This is a genomic window from Trichlorobacter thiogenes, assembly GCF_900167465.1.
GTDB lineage: Bacteria > Desulfobacterota > Desulfuromonadia > Geobacterales > Pseudopelobacteraceae > Trichlorobacter > Trichlorobacter thiogenes.
Window position 1 is genome coordinate 68,874 of record NZ_FUWR01000008.1, and the last position, 18,448, is coordinate 87,321.

General features: G+C 53.0%; 15 protein-coding genes. 7 read left to right on the top strand and 8 right to left on the bottom strand.

The features are described from left to right. Window positions 1-3: 3 nt before the first annotated feature. Window positions 4-909, top strand: a complete 906-nt coding sequence (locus B5D39_RS08605; RefSeq protein ID WP_078790063.1) for a zinc dependent phospholipase C family protein — start codon at window positions 4-6, stop codon at window positions 907-909. On the opposite strand, the gene B5D39_RS08610 is transcribed toward B5D39_RS08605, so the two are convergent. The 3 genes from B5D39_RS08610 to tpx form a co-directional block, all read right to left on the bottom strand. After that, window positions 845-2,524, bottom strand: coding sequence for a PAS domain-containing hybrid sensor histidine kinase/response regulator (locus B5D39_RS08610; RefSeq protein ID WP_078790064.1), 1,680 nt, complete (start codon window positions 2,522-2,524; stop codon window positions 845-847). The genes B5D39_RS08605 and B5D39_RS08610 overlap by 65 nt on opposite strands. 114 nt (window positions 2,525-2,638) lie before the next feature. Next, window positions 2,639-3,499, bottom strand: coding sequence for a YihY/virulence factor BrkB family protein (locus B5D39_RS08615; RefSeq protein ID WP_078790065.1), 861 nt, complete (start codon window positions 3,497-3,499; stop codon window positions 2,639-2,641). Window positions 3,500-3,503: 4 nt separating this feature from the next. Continuing rightward, the gene (tpx, locus tag B5D39_RS08620; RefSeq protein WP_078790066.1) at window positions 3,504-4,019 is read right to left on the bottom strand and encodes a thiol peroxidase; all 516 of its coding nucleotides are present in this window, start codon (window positions 4,017-4,019) and stop codon (window positions 3,504-3,506) included. Window positions 4,020-4,190: 171 nt separating this feature from the next. Between tpx and B5D39_RS08625 the strand changes: the two genes are divergently transcribed. After that, window positions 4,191-4,520 (top strand): cupin domain-containing protein, encoded by a 330-nt coding sequence (locus B5D39_RS08625; RefSeq protein WP_078790067.1) that lies wholly within the window; start codon window positions 4,191-4,193, stop codon window positions 4,518-4,520. Here B5D39_RS08625 and B5D39_RS08630 read toward each other — a convergent pair. The 3 genes from B5D39_RS08630 to B5D39_RS08640 all read right to left on the bottom strand — a co-directional run bounded on the left by B5D39_RS08630 (window position 4,517) and on the right by B5D39_RS08640 (window position 6,141). After that, entirely contained in the window at window positions 4,517-5,122 is a 606-nt protein-coding gene (locus tag B5D39_RS08630) for a carbonic anhydrase (RefSeq protein ID WP_078790068.1), read from the bottom strand. The two genes, B5D39_RS08625 and B5D39_RS08630, sit on opposite strands and share 4 nt — an antisense overlap. Window positions 5,123-5,151: 29 nt before the next feature. Continuing rightward, a complete protein-coding gene (locus tag B5D39_RS08635) occupies window positions 5,152-5,721 on the bottom strand; it encodes a hydrolase (RefSeq protein WP_078790069.1) in 570 nt (189 codons plus the stop codon). Window positions 5,722-5,817: 96 nt separating this feature from the next. Beyond that, window positions 5,818-6,141, bottom strand: coding sequence for a DUF2288 domain-containing protein (locus B5D39_RS08640; RefSeq protein ID WP_078790070.1), 324 nt, complete (start codon window positions 6,139-6,141; stop codon window positions 5,818-5,820). Between the two features lie 108 nt (window positions 6,142-6,249). Here B5D39_RS08640 and B5D39_RS08645 point away from each other — a divergent pair, with 108 nt between their 5' ends. The 5 genes from B5D39_RS08645 to B5D39_RS08665 all read left to right on the top strand — a co-directional run bounded on the left by B5D39_RS08645 (window position 6,250) and on the right by B5D39_RS08665 (window position 15,166). Continuing rightward, window positions 6,250-7,461, top strand: coding sequence for a DUF4388 domain-containing protein (locus B5D39_RS08645; protein ID WP_078790071.1), 1,212 nt, complete (start codon window positions 6,250-6,252; stop codon window positions 7,459-7,461). A 15-nt stretch (window positions 7,462-7,476) separates the two neighbouring features. Next, the gene (locus tag B5D39_RS08650; RefSeq protein ID WP_078790072.1) at window positions 7,477-8,550 is read left to right on the top strand and encodes a type IV pilus twitching motility protein PilT; all 1,074 of its coding nucleotides are present in this window, start codon (window positions 7,477-7,479) and stop codon (window positions 8,548-8,550) included. 30 nt (window positions 8,551-8,580) lie between these two features. Next, entirely contained in the window at window positions 8,581-9,273 is a 693-nt protein-coding gene (locus B5D39_RS08655; RefSeq protein WP_078790073.1) for a hypothetical protein, read from the top strand. Between the two features lie 767 nt (window positions 9,274-10,040). Further along, the gene (locus B5D39_RS08660) at window positions 10,041-13,013 is read left to right on the top strand and encodes a chemotaxis protein CheB (RefSeq protein WP_078790074.1); all 2,973 of its coding nucleotides are present in this window, start codon (window positions 10,041-10,043) and stop codon (window positions 13,011-13,013) included. Then, complete coding sequence (locus B5D39_RS08665; RefSeq protein ID WP_078790075.1) at window positions 13,010-15,166, top strand: PAS domain-containing sensor histidine kinase; 2,157 nt, start codon at window positions 13,010-13,012, stop codon at window positions 15,164-15,166. The genes B5D39_RS08660 and B5D39_RS08665 overlap by 4 nt, the downstream gene beginning before the upstream one ends. Here B5D39_RS08665 and B5D39_RS08670 read toward each other — a convergent pair. Continuing rightward, a complete protein-coding gene (locus B5D39_RS08670; protein WP_078790076.1) occupies window positions 15,138-16,295 on the bottom strand; it encodes a MalY/PatB family protein in 1,158 nt (385 codons plus the stop codon). The genes B5D39_RS08665 and B5D39_RS08670 overlap by 29 nt on opposite strands. Then, on the bottom strand, window positions 16,295-18,403 hold the full coding sequence (ovoA, locus tag B5D39_RS08675; RefSeq protein WP_078790077.1) for a 5-histidylcysteine sulfoxide synthase: 2,109 nt from the start codon (window positions 18,401-18,403) through the stop codon (window positions 16,295-16,297). Before ovoA ends, B5D39_RS08670 begins: the two co-directional genes overlap by 1 nt. Window positions 18,404-18,448: the final 45 nt, after the last annotated feature.

Here is an 18,448-nt window from a genome sequence, read left to right on the forward strand (position 1 = left end):
CCCATGCCCAAGGAACTGACCCACTGGTGGCTGGCAGCTGAAGCGGTACGACAGCTTCCCCTTGACCATAGCAGCCGGCTGTTGCTGGAAGAGCAGCAGGCAGCGTATCTGGTGGGGGCAGTCCTTCCCGACACCCTGCTCCATCTGGTTCTGGGCCGCTGGAGTGCTACCGCCCTGCAGTTATCCCGAAACTTCCATCAGCCACCAGTCAACAGTTTCAAGCCATTGCTGACATTTGCAGAAAAAGCCCCCCTTACGCCGGGCGTTATTGCCTGCCTCCTGGGGGTCGCCAGCCACATCGAGGCAGACATTGTCTTCCACCCCTACATCTGTGCATTGGCTGGCGATCATATAGGGCGACATTACCAACTTGAGACGGAACTTGATCTGTACCTGCTCTCTAAAGACAAGCAACCACCGGTTTGGCGGCTGAATGAAGTACTGGCCGGAGAGGTCAGTGATCAGGCGTTCATGGTGCTACGCGGGGTTTTTGATCCGGAAGGAAGGCTGCCCGACAAGGTGCTGCAGCATGCACTGCAACTGCATGGACAGATTCAGGGGATGTACGGCACACCGCCCTGGCAACTGCTGGCGTGGCTCGTGGGACTTGTGCCAAACTACTGGCTGCGATCGTTTCAGAAGCTGTTCTACCCCTTCAACTGGCAACGGGGACGCTCAAAAAGCTGGCCAGATCAATGGCGGCACGCAGTAACCGGCCAGGAACGGGGCGACACACCCGACGGACTGATGGTTGACGCATGCAACAGAATTACTGGTTTACTCCGCAGGGTTGATCAGCAGGGCATCGTTCAAAGCTTCAAAACTCATCCCGGCGAAAACCTGATTACCGGGCTGCCTGCTCTTCCCGCCCATACTCCCACAATAGCCGCCGCAACTGCTCCGTCGTGATCGGTTTAGGCAGGTAGGCATCCATACCGGCATCCAGAAAACGTTGTTTATCGCCACTCATGGCATAGGCTGTCAGGGCGATAATCGGGATATGTCCGCCTTTTTCAGCCTCGGTGGCCCTGATAATTGCTGTTGCCTGCATACCATCCATTTCCGGCATCTGAATATCCATCAGAATCAGATCAAACGACTCCTGTCGCCAGGCATCAACCGCTTTTCGGCCAGTATCGGCAAAACGGACCCGGTGTCCCTCCATCCGCAGGATAGCCTCCATCATCTTGCAATTTACGACAGAATCTTCCGCCACCAGAATCCGTAAACGGCGACAGAGCGCCTGTGCTTCGTCCCGTGCCGCGCTGTCACGTTCAGAGGTTTCCCGCTTGCTGATCTGGCAGGGAATACTGCAGGTAAAGATACTCCCTTCCCCAATCCTGCTTTCAACCTTGATGGTTCCTCCCAGCATCTCTGACAGGTGACGTGAAATTGAGAGTCCCAACCCGGTTCCGCCAAATTTGCGGGTGGTGGAAAGATCCTCCTGCACAAAGGGGGTGAACACCCGATCCAGGTTCTCTGCCATGATCCCTTTGCCGGAATCGCTGACCATCAGATCCAACTGCATGGTGGTATCGTCAATACTGCTGCCGGCCAACCGCAGCCGGATAGTACCCTGTTCAGTAAACTTAAGTGCATTGGAGAGCAGATTGACGCCAATCTGCTGAATACGGGCCGGATCTGACACCAGAAGTCCCGACAGGCTTGCAGCCAGCGAAACCTCAAAACGCAAGCCCTTTTCCCGTATGATCGCACCGAACATCCGCTCCAGCTGGTTGAGTAGCATGCGCGGCTCAAAGGGAACCTTGACAATCTCCAGCTTACCCGTCTCAATTTTTGAAATATCCAACACATCACTGATGATATCCAACAGGTTGTTGGCCGCAGCCATGGAGTCTTTGGCCAGTTCCTGCAGCTCACCCGCATCCAGCCGCTCCACCAGCAGTGAGTTAATGCCGATAATGGCATTAAGTGGTGTCCTGATTTCATGGCTCATATTGGCCAGAAAAAGACTTTTTGCTTCATTGGCACTTTCTGCTGCCTGACGGGCCTGTACCAGCTCACGCTCTATCCTTTTGCGTTCAGAAAAATCCCTTATGAATGCCTGATACGTACCATCCGGCATCATCTTACTGTTCATCTCAACCGGGATCTGGCTGGCATCCTTGCGCAGCAGCAGCCGTTCATGCATAACGGTCTGCCCCTGTTTGATCAGGTCATAGCGCAAGGGGACCTGATTACGTTCCTCTTCGCTAAACAGCTGAGCTATATTCATACCAATCAGCTCTGCCTGCAGGTACCCGGTCAGCGCTTCCGCCTGACGGTTGGCACCAATGATCATACCTGCCGGATCTCCCTGCAGAATCGCATCGGCAGCCAGGTCAATCAGCGTGCGAAAGCGTTCTTCATTTGCCCTCAGCTCACCGGTTCGTCGGGCGACCATCCTGCGCAGCCCCCAGTTCCAGAACAACAGCAGCAACGCCACCAGCATCACACCACCCACCAACCAGAGCCAGGCAGGGTTGGGATAGGTAAGTAGGTTTACAATGCCATGCTGTTTCATATGTTCAAGACCACTATTCACCCATCACCACCCAAATTGATTGCTGAGCACCCCGGCACAGAGCAGGAAGTGGCAGCACGACCAGCAGACCACCTATAAAATTGTGCAGAACCTTCATGAAAACCTTTCTCCTGAACCAACACTGCTTTGCTGCTTCAGCCCCCCCTGCTGCAAACAGAGAACCAGCTCAAACCCCAGTAGCACCAATAACCAGCTGGTATATATCCATATCAGCAGAAACGGTAGCAACGACAATGCACCATACATAACATTGTAACGAGCAATACCAAACTGGAAACGAAAATAGACACCATGCGCCAGCTGCCAGCATGCGCCGGTGATAACAGCCCCGATTAGTGCGGAGCGAAACTTGATGCGGGCGGCTGGCAATAACAGATACAACAGCATCAACACCAGAGAGCTGCAAAAAAACGGGGTAAGCCTGAAAAAAAACAGAAGCCCCTCACCAACCTGGGTATTGTCAATCAGCCACTTGATCACCCACTGGCTCTGCAGTGCCGTCGTCACGCCCAGTGCCGCAGCAAGCAGCAACGGAGCAGCTATCAGAACCACCAGATAATCCAGACTACGTCGGAGTATGCTGCGATGTTCAACGGCTTCCCCTATGGCGTTGAACGACTCTCGTATGCTCTCCAGTATAAAAAACAACGTCGCAATCAGTACTATCGTACTGAGCGACCCAATCCCTGCAACCTTGGTATTACGGACATACTCATGCACCTTAATTGCAGTGGAACCCGCATTGCCTGTCAGCTGCTGCAGTATGTACGGCTCAAGCAACGCCTGTATCCCAACCTTTTGCAGGATTACAAAGATTAACGCCAATACCGGAACCAACGCCAGTGACGTATCAAACGACAGTGCAGAAGCACGCAGCATTCCCTGATGACTGTCAAAACGTAGCCAGAGGGAGTGTGCGGAACAAAAAAGATCTTTAACCCCTTTGGGAGTCATGCCGTTAGAGCAGGGCCTTTGCAGCTGCAATAACGGCAGCGTAGTCAGGTTCGCTGGTCACTTCCGGCACCTGTTGGATATAGCGGATAACACCCTGGGCATCCACTACAAAGATGCAGCGTGCCAACAAAAGCAGTTCCTTGATCAGCACACCGTAGTTCTGCCCAAAGGACCGGTCCCGGTAGTCAGACAGGGTAATCACCCGTTCTATCCCGGCAGCGCCACACCAGCGTTTTTGGGCAAAGGGAAGATCAAGACTGATTGTCAACAGCACAACGTTATCCGGCAGGCCGGCAGCTTCCTGATTAAAACGACGGGTTTCAGTATCACAGACCGGTGTATCAAGGGATGGTACCGCACTGATAATCCTGATTTTACCGGCATGGGTAGCGAGACTAACCGGAGCCAGAGTCGTATCCACCACAGTGAAATCAGGAGCCTTATCCCCCAGCTTCAGCTCGGTGCCAAGCAGAGTCATTGGATTGCCCTTAAAGGTAATTACGCCGCTACGCTCGTTCATGCTGTTCTCCCTTTGGGTAGGTAGTGTAACGATATCAGCATACGTTTGACGCCCTGATTGTCAAGCTACAATCAGACAAAAACAGACTCTTTGATCTATATCAATGATTTTCTCCGCAGAAGGTGTACGGTAGGGGTAACTAATGCCTGTAACACCGGAAAGGAAACGACCATGAGTTCCAGCACCGCCTTGATCGGCACCGCCTTCAACATGAATGAACAGATACAATACCAGAGCGGATCAGTGGTCAGCAAGACCCTGATTGACAAGAAGATCGGCACCCTGACGCTGTTTGCCTTTGATGCCGGACAGGGATTATCGGAGCATACCGCACCATTTGATGCGGTGGTACAGATCGTTGACGGCACCGCCAGCGTCACCATAGACGGCACGGTGCATCAGGTGCAGGCGGGAGAAATGATCATTATGCCGGCCAATCTGCCCCACTCACTTAAGGCAGAGGTGCCGTTCAAGATGTTACTGGTGATGATCAGGGCTTAACGGCAGACCGTCTCATTCTTCTGCATCACCTTGATTTCACCAGTATCCATGTCGTACATCCAGCCATGCACGGAAAGCTTGCCATCCAGCATGGCCCGACGCACAAAGGGATACTCCAGCAGATGTTCCAACTGTAGCCGAACGTTTTCCTCTTCGATCAGGCGACGACGCTGGTCATCGGAAACCTGCAGCCGCAGGGAGCGCAGCTTGTCATCCACCCGCTCCAGCGCCTTGTAGGCGTTGTTCAGCCAGATCGGGATATAGCGGTCATCGGGGCTTTCATTGACCAGGGCATTGATGCCACCGCAATTATAATGTCCGCAGACTACCACATCAGGGATTTTCAGGTGGTTGATGGTGAACTCCAGCACTGCGGAAAGGTTCCAGTCATTGGTGGCCACGATATTGCCCACATTGCGATGGACAAAGACCTCGCCAGGTCTGGTCTGGGTGATGGTGTTGACCGGCACGCGGGAGTCGGAACAACCGATCCAGAGCACCGTAGGACGCTGGTGCTTGGACAGCTCGGCAAAGTAGTCCTTTTCCCGGTCAAAGACATCGGAAACAAAACGTTTGTTGCCTTCCAACAGCGTGGTAATCATGGCGGCACCTCCCGTGAGGGGACAAGGGGCTACTTCACCAGTTTAGAAAGTTTTTTGAACGAATCGGTACCGGCAGCCTTCAACCACTGGAACAGCACCGATTCAGTACAGGTAATTACCGCCCCGGCCTGCTGCATCATCCCTATGGCTGCCTGCTTGTTCTGTTCGGAACGGCTCATGACCGCATCTTGCACCAGATGCACCGTATACCCGGCATCCAGCAGTTCAATCACGGTCTGCAGCACACAGACATGGGTTTCCATTCCGGTGATAACAATCTGACGACGTCCGCTGTTTCTAATCGCCTCGACGAACTCGCCACTGCCGCAACAGCTAAAGGTCATCTTTTCCAGGCGCGGCGCGGTAACCGCCTTCTCCTGCAGTTCAGACAGGGTTTCCCCCAGGCCTTTGACATACTGCTCCGTGATCACAACCGGCACCTGTAGCTCTGCTGCCGATTCAAGCAAAACAGCTGTGCTGGCAGTCAAACCAGCCAGCACCTGTGGATCCATAGCCCTGCAGAGCCGTTCCTGCACATCAATCACCACCAGCACAGAATCGGTTGCATCAAGAAAAAAACGCTGACGAGTAGTTGTCATAGCAGCCTCCATTTTTATAACTACAGTGTATAATCATCTATTGATTTTGACAAAAATAGCAGAACGCACACTAAATACAATAAAAATAGCGTTCTATCAAGCCGAGGCTGTTACGTCATTCTCTGCAAGATCCAGTTCCTGAATCAGCACAAACGGACTGACCACCAGCATAGCGAACGGCTTGGCAGGCACGGCATCCCAAGCCGCAATCTGCTCAGCGGTGGGCTTTGATAACAGGTGAGAAGCCAGCCAACTCTGCACCATAGCGCTATCATCAGCCACTACTCGCTCACCGACGGTAACCAGTTCCAGCATTCTCTCAACCAGTATCAGCGCTCCCCGTTCATTATGAGCCCGCAACCACTGCCACTGGGCTGTATCAACCTGTTCTGCCAACCCCTGCATGGCATCATCCGGCATATCCATCTCCCCCTTTTGTTAAAATTGCAGCTAAAACACGATTTGCCACTTGAATCATCGCTGTTTTCTGATTAAATGTGAAGACAAACCTTTTCCAAGGAGCCACCCATGGCCTTTTCAGGTGATCTGGAACACCTCTCCATAGTTGATGTGATCCAGTTGCTGCATTCTACCCGTAAAACCGGAACGTTAAAGGTGGAGGGCCGCAAGGGAGATATCTCGGTTGCCTTCAGCGACGGCTACATTGTGGGGGCAAGCCATTACTCCAAAGGAGCCTTAATCGGCACCATTCTTATGGAGGCAGGGGTAATCGATGCTGAAACCCTTCAAAAGGCCCTGGATATCCAGCAACAGGCTGGAGAAGACCGTAAACCGCTGGTTGCCACCTTGCTGGAAAACGGGCTTGCTGACCGCGATGCAGCCTACCGTGGCCTTGAAAGCCTGATTGAACTGGCGATTGTCGAGATACTGACCTGGAAAAAAGGAAATTTTGCCCTGCAGGTTGATGAAATACTGGTCTGCGATGAGTTCCGCTATTTCCCTGACAACCTGGATCAGGAATTCACGCTGCCCACTGAACATGTCCTGATGGATGCCCTGCGGATCTTTGATGAAAAGATGCGTGACGGACTGTTGCAGATGGAAGAGGAACCCCATGCCACTCCTGCCTCTGAACAAGCAGACAGTAGCACCCTCTTGTCTGCAGATGACCTTGGACTGGGAGACCTTGATGCCGTGAAACGCAAGCCGCCTGCCTTTCATGAGGCCTTAAAGGACCAGCCGACTTCAGATTTACTACAATCTAAATTCAATGCCGTCCTGAAAGACACCAGCGCAAGCCTGAAACAGGTTACCACTTTACCAGAAACCGCCCGGATACTTCTGGAGACCGTTTCAGCCCTCTTCCCACGGGCACTTACCCTGGTGGTATGGGACACAGAACTGGTTGCAGAACGGGGAATCGGCATGACCACCCCCCGCGAAGAGGGGCCGGGGCCGGTCATGGGATTTAAAATACCACTCAATATCGGCACCCTGTTCCGTTTTATCCTTGACAAAGGGCTCTTGTTTTACGGTAAATCTGAAGATCAGGCACTGAAAGAGTATCTCTACCCGGTAATTGGTGCTCCAGCGGACCCCACACTGCTACTGCTACCGCTGAAGATGGGAAAAAAGGTAATTGCGCTTATTTATGCAGATTTCGGAGCACAACCTGCTGCCGAAATCAACACGGTACAACTGGAAGGTTGTGCCGAACATGCCGGAATGGCCATTGAAAGTGCCCTGCTACGCAAACAGCGAGCCACAAAAAACGGCTGATAAGGAACCAAACCAATGGATATGAACCTGCTCAACCAGATTCTAGGAATCGCTTTTGAAAAACGGGTCTCAGACCTGCATTTTGAAGTGGATAATCCCCCCTTTTTCAGGGCGCACGGCCAACTGATCCGCTCAAAACTGCCTTCCCTCACCTCTCAGGACACTGAATTTATCGCTCAGACAGTGCTTGCCCAGAGTAACCGCAAGCTGCCAGCAGATCTGCGAGAGCTTGATGCAGCCTACGCCTTACCCAATGGCGGCCGTTTCCGGGTCAGTATCTTCCGTCAGCGCTGCAGTGTCGGCATCGTGATGCGCGTGATCCCCCCCTACATTGCTGCGTTCAATGAATTAAATCTGCCGCCTATTCTGGGTGAGATCTGCCAATCGCCCAACGGACTGGTTCTGGTTACCGGTCCCACCGGCAACGGGAAATCCACCACCCTGGCATCCATGCTCCAATACATCAATCGGACTGACAACTTCAACATCATAACCATTGAAGATCCGATCGAGTTCCTGTTCGCCTCAGACAAAAGTTGTATCATCCAGCGGGAGGTTGGGATTGATACTGGCAGCTTCAGCGCTGCCCTGAAGGCCGCCCTGCGAATGGACCCGGACGTGATCATGGTTGGTGAAATGAGAGATCTGGAAACCATTGATTCCTGTATCAAGGCAGCAGAGACCGGCCACCTGGTTTTTTCAACCCTGCACACCCAGAGTGCCGCTTCAACTGTCAACCGCCTGGTGGGACACTTCCCGCCCGACTCACAGGAGGTAATCCGCCAGCGCCTGGCTGATATTCTGGTGGCAACCATCTCGTTACGCCTGATCAACGACAAGACCGGTGAAAAGGTACTACCGGTGGTTGAAATCATGCGCACCACCACCACGATTCAGGCCTGTATCCGCGAGGGTCGCTTCGATGAGATTGAAAAGCATATTGAAAACGGTCGCACCCAGTATCAGATGCAATCCCTTGACCAGCACCTGGTTCAACTCTGCCAGCAGGACCTGATTACCTTTGAGCAGGCCAAACGGATCACCCGCTCCATGGATCTGGAGAGGAAACTGACCTTTACCGGAGAATAGCAGGTAACAATTGACAAGGAGGTACCATCGATGAAGATCATGCTGAAACTATTATGTCTCGCGCTCTGTGCAAACCTTGCAACTGCTGCAATTTGCAGTGCTGACGAAAATTTAGAAGAACTGTTGCAGCCGCAGGTCTATGACCTTGGCGAAACACCGAAACCACCGCCGGTAAAGATCAAAAAGCAAACACCACCGCCCAAACCGGCTCCACGTCCGGACGTCGAAAAATTTGTTGTACCCCCCCCGCCCCCACCACCACCTCGCTATGAGGCCCCACCACCGCGGCCTACACCGCCGCCGGTTATGGGAGATGACAGTCACTTCATCCAGGGTGACGACTACTTTATCCAGCGCCACGGCCTGGAAGGACACACCTGGATTTATGTTGAACTGGCTAAAATGGTCAACAGCCCTGGCTCAAACACCAAGGGTGAGGCAGAGTTCATGAAGGTTAAAGATGGCAAGAACTACTGGACCAGCCACTACTGGCAGACCCGAATAGCCTCTGAAAGCGAACTACGTCTTGGCTTGAACGTGATCATTTTTGAAGGGAACCATCGCAACAGCATCTATGACGCCCCGGAAAGAAAAGATCGTGCACGCGGCAGCAGCTGGTTTATGGCTCGCATCACTGACCTGTCGGACCTCTATAAAGGCTATGTCACGGTCTCCGGTAACTACAAGGTCAGCCTGCGCAACATGCGAGTGATCCTGCGCTGACCTGAAAGCAGAACAGTTCCGCAAAACAAAACAGGGGGCGTCCAGTTGGACACCCCCTGTTTTTATTGAGCAGCTTATTGCTGTTACCAAGCGCAAGCAAAAAGTATACGCCCATAAAAAATAAAAAAACAGACTGGAAAATTATTCGGTTTATGTCGATACTGTACTTAACGGTAGCGCTAACCGGAAGAGCAGAAGGCACCAGAACGACGAGCAGGAAAGGTGATCTGCATCCAAGATGTAATCAGCGAACATAGTGATCCACAGCACCTGTCCGGTGGAACATAACCGCCGGAACTCCCGTGAAACAGGGATTCAAGCATCAGAGGCCCGCGAACCATCGCGGGCCTTTCACGTTTTCATCCATCAATTTGCAGGGCTTTGAAAAACGTTATGAGGAAGGCCGGATACAAGGCGCACGGAGCGCAGCGACTGAGACATAACATACAGTTAGACGATGGAGCGAGCACCGCGCAACGCCGTAGACGGCCTCCGGAATAGTTTTTCAAAGCCCTGTTAAATCTCAGCTAAAATCTCAACAGCGACTTCTATCAGACCTATTGCAGATGCACCCTTTCCTGTTAAACTTTGCCTGTACTAATCGGCAGAACCGTACCGGGCATGGCTGCCTCCTGCCCCTGCCATCTACAGTGAATTGAATGTTACAAAAATCTTATTCAACAACATTGAACTAGACGCCAAGTGGGTCTTTATTGTATGCAAATAGCCCTGTACCTGACAGCTCTGTTCAGAACACGAGGCATTAGATGAAAAAGAACGCTCCTGCGCCACCGATTGTCCCTGCTTCTGCTCCCACCGCCATTCACTACGTTGGTATCGGTGCCTCTGCCGGCGGCCTGGAAGCCATCGAATCATTCTTTACCAACATGCCGCCAGACAGCGGCATGGCCTTTATTGTGGTACAGCACCTTTCCCCTGATTACAAAAGCCTGATGGTGGAACTGCTTTCTAAAAAGACCGCCATGCCGGTCCACCGGGCCGAAGATGCCATGGAAGTTCTGCCCAACCATGTCTACCTGATTCCCCCCAAAAAGAATCTGACCATCTTCCACGGCAAGTTGCTGCTGTCCGACCAGGATCACAGCCGTGGGATAAACCTGCCGATTGACCTGTTCCTACGCTCTCTGGCCGACGACCAGGCTGAACATGCCGTGGCGATCATCCTTTCCGGCACCGGCAGCGACGGCATGCGCGGGGTGCGGGCCGTTAAAGAAAACGGCGGCATGGTCATGGTGCAGTCGGAAGAATCAGCCAAGTTTGATGGTATGCCCCGTTCAGCCATCTCCACCGGTCTGGCTGATTTTGTACTGCCGCCGGACCAGATGCCCAAGCAGCTGCAAGCCTTTATCAAGCACCCTTATGTAACCAAGTCCGAACGTTCAGAGAGTCTGCTTAGCGATGAAGACGGCCTGCTCAGGATCTTTGCCCTGCTGCGGGAGCGCTGCAAGGTGGACTTCACCTACTACAAGCCCAGCACAGTGGTGCGCCGGATCGAACGACGTATGTCCATCAATCAGGTTGAAGACATCAAGGACTATGTCAACTATATCCTGAGTAACCCTTCGGAACTAACCACCCTCTACCGCGAACTGTTGATCGGCGTCACCAGCTTTTTCCGCGATCAGGAGGCATTTGACTTCCTGGCAACCAATATTTTACCGGACCTGTTCCGTAATGCCACCAGTCGTGAGATCCGCTTCTGGGTTGCAGCCTGTTCAACCGGCGAAGAGGCCTATTCGCTGGCTATTCTGGCCCGAGAATGTCTGGAAAAGCTGGGTAGTTCCCATGATATCAAGATTTTTGCCACCGATATTGATCGTGATGCGATTCATTTTGCAGCTGCAGGCAGTTATCCGGAAAGTATTGCCGCTGATCTTTCTCCCCGTATTTTGTCGAAGTATTTTCACAAGCGGGACGACAACTTCCAGATTGCCCGCACCATCCGCGAAATGGTGGTCTTTGCCCAGCACAACCTGATCAAGGACCCTCCCTTTACCAATATTGATCTGATCAGCTGCCGTAATGTGCTGATCTACTTTCAACCGATTCTGCAACGCAAGGTGTTTGAGTTCTTCAACTTTTCACTGGCTGCCAACGGTGCGCTCTTTCTGGGCAGCAGTGAATCAACCGGCGAAATGTCCTCCTATTTTGATGTGCTTGACCAAAAACTGAAAATATTCCGTTCCAAGGGCAGGCTGAAACCGCTTTCCGACACCCACCTGCCCAGTGTCCCCGACAGTCGTTTCCATGAGATGAAGGGACAGTTTGCCATTGCCCGTCGGGCTGTTCGCGCCACCGAAGAAGAACGGGTTATGGAGCGTTTTATTGAGGCTGCCAGCGCTGACTACATTCCCCTGGCCCTGGTGGTTAACGAACAGCTTGAGGTGCAACATATTTTTGGTGATGCCACCGGATACCTCAAGCTTCCGTCCGGTAAAGTGGTCAACGACATCTCAAAAATGGCGGTCAAGGGCTTGGCTATCCCCGTGGCCACCGGCATTCAAAAGGTATTCCGTCAGCGCCAGGAGTTGCGTTTTTCCAATATCCGGGTAAGCCAGCCGGATGGAAGCCGTCTAATTGACATGCGGATTAAATTGCTGCCAGCCAAAAAGGAACAAGACGATCTTGTTGCGGTGTTCATTACAGAGACCAAAAAAACTGATGCCAGCGATGCTGTTCATCCGGTGCAGACCTATGACCTCTCAAAAGAGGCAGAAGATCGGATGCGGGATCTGGAGCATGAACTGCAGTTTACCCGAGAAAATCTGCAGGCAACCATTGAAGAACTGGAAACATCCAATGAAGAACTGCAGGCCACCAACGAAGAGCTGCTGGCCAGCAATGAAGAGTTGCAATCCACCAACGAGGAGCTGCAATCCACCAATGAAGAACTTTTTACGGTCAACGCAGAATATCAGAGCAAGATCATTGAACTGACTGAACTGCACAACGACCTTGACAACCTGCTTTCGGCAACCCAGATCGGCAATCTTCTGCTTGACGAAAACATGGAGGTACGCCGTTTCTCAAAACGGGTCTGTGATATCTTCAAGTTGCTTGACAGTGACATTGGCCGTTCAATTACCCATATCACCCATCATCTGCTGAATTGCGACCCGATTTCCTTGATTAGAGATGTTCAATACTCTCTAAAACCACAGGAGTTTGAGGTACAAACCCAGGATGGCCGCTGGCGTCTGATGCGGATTGTCCCTTACGCTATCGGCCCCAAGACCTTTTCCGGTACGGTGGTCTCTTTTGTCGATATAAACTCGCTGAAACAGGCCCAGAAAAGCGCCAGTGAGATACAGCAACTGTTTGCCGACGTGGTCCATTCATCCCCGGCCCTGGTCTGGCTAGCCGACACCAGCAAGGGCTGCACCTGGTTTAATGAACCCTGGCTGGCCTTTACTGGACGAACCATGGAGCAGGAGCTGGGTAACGGCTGGGCTGAAGGGGTGCATCCTGATGATCGTGACCGTTGTTTTAAGATCTATACCGAGTCATTTGATCAGTTAAAGCCGTTTTCAATGGAGTATCGTCTGCGCCGCCATGACGGTGTCTACCGACTGTTACTGGATGAAGGCCGCCCACGCTTCAGACAGGATGGCAGTTTTGCCGGCTATATCGGCGCCTGCTTGGATATTTCTGACAAGACCTGCCCATTTGACCAACCCAACTGTGTGATGCACGCAGTACGCTCTGGAGCCCTGACATGACCTCCCGGAACGAATCAGTTGATTTTATGCAGTTACGAAAACGGGCTGAGAGCCTCATCAGCGCAACGCCTCAGGCCTCTTGCAACCTGACGCCGGATGAGATCAGGGCGTTGGTGCATGATCTCTCAGTACACCAGATTGAACTTGAGCTGCAAAATGACGAACTCCTGCGCGCCCAGCAGTTGATAGAAAAATCACGGGATGAGCTTGCCAGGCTGTATCATCAGGCCCCGATTGGCTATCTGACCCTTAACCAGATCGGTATTATTCAGCGTTGCAACCAGACCTTTGCCCGTATGGCGGGAAAAGATTGTGACTACCTGATTGGTAAACCGCTGGCCGACCTATTGGAGGGGACTGACCGCGATATCTTTCTGGGAAGATACCGTTCTTTTTTTAACCAGCCGGCAGACAAATTCATTGACCTGTATTTTCCTGCACGGGGGGAGTCCTATGGTTTCCATGGAAGGATAACCGCCAGCCAGGAAACAGACCCGGCAGAGCAATCAGACGACCGGAAAGCAAACCTGCTGGTGATTGTTCAGGATATCTCCGAGCAGAGAATTGAATCACTGATCCGTATCAAGACTGAACATACGCTAAAAAACCACGACCTTTTTGTCTCCACGCTACTGGAAACCATACCAATCCCGCTTTTTTATAAAGACACCCAGTGCCGCTACCTGGGGTGCAATGAGGCCTTCAGGGCGTTTACCGGCCTTTCCAAATCGGAGCTGATCGGCAAAACCGTCTTTGACATTTCTCCGCCGGAGATTGCAGTCCTGTATGACGAAAAAGACAGGCAGCTGCTGGAGCACCCAGGCAGTCAATCCTATGAATCAAAAGTCCGTGCTGCTGACGGGACAATCAGAACCGTTGTCTTTAATAAGGCCACGTTCAATGACGTTGACGATCAGTTGGCCGGTCTCGTCGGTGCTATACAGGACATTACAGACCTGAAGGATCTACAGGTAACCTTGAAACAGGCAAAGGATGTGGCAGAGCAGGCCAATCGCGCTAAAAGCGAATTTTTAGCAAATATGAGCCATGAACTTCGCACCCCTCTGAACGGCGTGATCGGCATGGCTGAACTGCTTGCGATGACTGAACTTTCAGATGAACAAAAGGACTATGCAACGGCAATCAACCAAAGTGGCCAAAATCTGATCAAGATCATCGGCGACATCCTTGACCTGGCAAAAATTGAAGCCGACAAGATAGAGCTGGAAAACAGCATCTTCTCCCTACGCGCAACGGTTGATCAGGTCCTGAACCTGATCCGCCCACAGGCTCAGGCCAAAGGCCTGATTATTTTCAATCGTGTAGAACCGGAACTGCCTGATTTATTCTGGGGTGATTCCGGCAGACTGAACCAGATTCTGCTGAACCTGCTGGGAAATGCCGTCAAGTTCACCCATCAAGGCAGTATCAGCATCACGGTATTGCCGGGCCCAGCAAAAGAGAACCAGCTAACCCTTTGCTTCAGCATTAACGACACCGGCATCGGCATCCCCCATGCAAGTCTGCATAAACTCTTTATTCCTTTTAGTCAGGTAGACAGCTCAACCACCCGTAAATTTGGCGGTACCGGCCTGGGATTAGCCATCTCAAAACAACTCGTAGAGTTGATGGGAGGCACTATCAGCGTTGAGAGTCAGGAAGGTAGCGGCTCGACCTTTTTCATCAGACTGCCGCTGGCACCTGCCACAGATGCAACCAGCATCCCCCTCCCCGCCCCCGCACCAATGCCCCTTAACAGGCACAATCCAGCTGACTACTGCATTCTCGTGGTTGAAGATAATGAGCTGAATCTTAAAGTACTTGAGCTTATGCTGGACAAGCTTGGCTACCGGACCAAAACTGCAGTAGACGGGCTAAAGGCACTGGATCTATTAAAGACAGATGCTATTGATCTGGTGCTGATGGACTGCAGCATGCCGATACTTGACGGCTACCAGGCCACTGCAAAAATAAGAGAACCGGAAACCGGCGCCCAAAAACCTGACATTCCCATTATTGCCATAACCGCACGGGCCATGCACGGAGATCAGGAAAAGTGCATACAGATGGGGATGAACGACTATCTGGCGAAACCGATCAACTGTGACGAGCTTGCCAATAAAATCATTTTTTGGCTAAACCGCACATCCTGACACAAACCGTTTTCATCCGTTCCAGGGCCTGCTGTAACAGGCTCCTGGGACAGCCAAAATTAAGCCTGACAAACCCCGCTGCTCCGAACGGCACTCCATCCGACAACCCCACCCCGGCCTGTTCAAACAGACTGGCCGGATCAGCCACGCCAAGCCCTTGTGCATCAATCCAGGCCAGATAGGTCGCCTCCACCGGCCATGTTTTCAAACCGGGCATAGCCTGAACCGCCTCCAGCACCAGATCACGATTCTGCCGCAGATACTCGATCACGGCCTGACGCCAAAGCTCGCCATCGCGATAGGCAGCCAGGGCAGCTGTATAGCCCAGCAGATTAACATGGGGCACAATCCCGGCCATGGCGCCCCGAAAGGCCTGCCGCAGCTGCTTGTCAGGAATAACGGCAAAGGAACAGCCCAGACCGGGGATATTATAGGTTTTACTGGGGGCGAGCAGGGTAATGGTACGTCTGGCCAGCTCCGGCGTAAGGGTGGCAAACGGGATATGCGGTTTGTCACTATCCAGCACCAACCCGGCATGGATTTCGTCAGAACAAACTATCAGATTATGACGTTCAACCAGATCAGCCAGCGCCAGCTGTTCTTCCCGGTTCCAGACCCTACCCACCGGATTATGGGGGCTGCAGAGCATCAGCAACCTGGTGCGGGGCGTTATCGCCTGTTCCAGCGCCTCCAGATCCATTTCCCAGCGACCCTTTTGTTCAACCAGCGGCACACTGATCAGATCTCTCTCGGCCAGGCCGGGGGCTGTCAGAAAAGGTGGATAGACTGGTGTAAATGTGGCAACGGCATCCCCTGGCGCACCCACGGCCCGGCAGGTAACATTCAGGCCGCAGACCAGCCCCGGCAGCCAGACCAGCCAGTCCGGCTGCACCTGCCACCTGTACTCCTGCTGCAACATTGCCAGCACAACAGCAATCAGCTCTTTGGGTGGACTGCTGTAGCCGAAAACACCATGCTCTACCCGCTGCTGCAGGGCCTCCAGCACAGCCGGTGGTGAGCGAAAGTCCATGTCCGCCACCCAGAGCGGAATAACATCCTGCCCGGCATAGCGATCCCATTTTTCACTGGCGGTATGACGGCGATCAATCAACGTATCAAAATCAAACATCACAACAGCTCCCAGATGGTTAGTTCAGCAATGCTGTGTTGAAACTTGCGCCGGGTCTCGCGGATCACAAACGGCAGATCCTGCGGTTTTCCCAGCAACCTGAAGCGGGGAGCCAGGACCGCCTTCAGACCGTCAAGGCCCCAAACCGGCTCACCAGCTTCACGGTAGCCCCCCAGCCACTCCTCTTGTTTGGCAAACTCTTCTGACCAGCTGTAGGGGGAGGTGATTACCAGCAGCCCGCCCTGGTTCATCCGCTGGTGAATGGTGCTTAAAAACCTGCGTGGCGAGTAGAGCCGGTCAATCAGGTTGGCTGCCAGCACCAGATCATATCCGCGAAACTTCTCCGGCAGGTTACAGGCATCAGCCTGATAGAACTGTACCCGTTGTCTGGCCTGCTCAAGGCCGAACTCAGCCAGAGTCACCTCATGGAATGAAACGATCTCACCCTCTTCAGGCAAGGCGTAGCGCAGCTGGCCATCCTCCTGCATCCGGGCGGCCAGCCTGAAAAAGCGGGTGGAAAAATCCAGGCCGGTTACCTGCTGGAAACCGCCACTGGCCAGTTCAAAGCTGGTCCGACCCACGGCGCAGCCCAGGTCCAGGGCATGCCCCATCCTGCGCCCCTGCATCAGCCCAAGGCAGATCTCAGCGCAGCTTTTTTGAAAGTTAGGCACCCCAAACTGCTCCGCTCCGTAGTGGGCATGACAGTACTGGGCTGCCAGGGAATCACGTTCATACTGATTATCATAGACCACCACCGGGGCGCTGCTTTCAACATAGCGAAACCCGGCATGCTGGAAGAAATGCCTCCGGAAGGCATAGCGGGCATGCCGGGTGGCCTCGTTGCCGGTTGAGATCCAGGAACCGCCTTTGATCAGGTTATGGCGGGTGTCAAAGGTGGGGGTGGAGAAATCATCATACCAGGGATGCACGGCAAAGCCATGAAACGGATAGATCGGCGTCTCGGTCCACTGCCAGACATTGCCGATCAGATCAAAAAAATCACCCTGTTTAAAACGATCCACCGGACAGGATGAAGCCCAGCAGGCCAGATTTATGTTACCCGGCACCTGATCCCAATCCTGTTGATCCGGCACCCCACAGAGATCATGCAAGCGGTGCCATTCGTCCTCAGTGGGTAAGCGGATTTGTTTCCCGGTCTGGGCCGCCTTCCAGTTACAGAACGCCTTGGCTTCCAGACAATTGACCTCCACCGGCCAGTTCCAGGGCATCGGGATTTTGCTGGCCATGGTACGCAGCTTCCAGCCTGCCTCGCTTTTGATCCAGAACAGGGGATACTCCGCCTGCTTGAATTGCCGCCAGCTCCAGCCCTCTTCGGTCCACCACTGGCAATCGCCATAACAACCAGCCTCCACAAAGGCCAGAAATTCACGGTTGGAGACCAGGTATTGGGCCGCCTTAAAGCCAGCTACGTCTGCATCGTGACTGCCGTACTCGTTATCCCAGCCGTAGAGCGGATGATCTTTGGGCCTGCCCAGCTGCACCGTGCCACCAATAACCGGAAGCAACTGATTTTGCGGAGGCTCACCCGCTTCAGGACAGATATCCCAGAACGCTAGCTGCTGCACCTGATCAAGGGGTAGTTGCCGGATCAGGACCGACGAGGTCTCCAGATGGATCCGCTCATGCTCAATCCCCATCATAATCCCCCACCAGGGGGACTCCCAGGTTATGGGTAATGTCAACGGCAGAGTACGGATCAACCGGTCCAGCACTGCACGGACCTGATATCGATAGGCCTTGACCGCCGCTACCTTTGGCCAGTCATAATGGGCCTGATTCAGGTCATCCCAGGACATCTCATCCACACCCACCGCGAACATCGATTCAAAGGCAGGGTTGATCCGCTGCTCAATCACCTTGGCAATGATCAGCTTGTTGATGAAAAAGGTAGCGGCATGACCGTAGTAGAAGATCAACGGATGCCGCAACCGGTCGGGCCGCAGATAAAAGGTTTCATCAAAGCGCAGGGTCTCGTACAGTTTTTCATCAATAGTAAAGGAAGCATGGAAGTAATCCAGTATCTCCTGCCGCTTCTGCTCTGGATCGCCACTATCCAGAGCTATGGTTCGGGTATTTTTCAGATGCATGCCGATCTCCCTTCCTTCCAAGCACTGATGCAAACTCAGTATAGC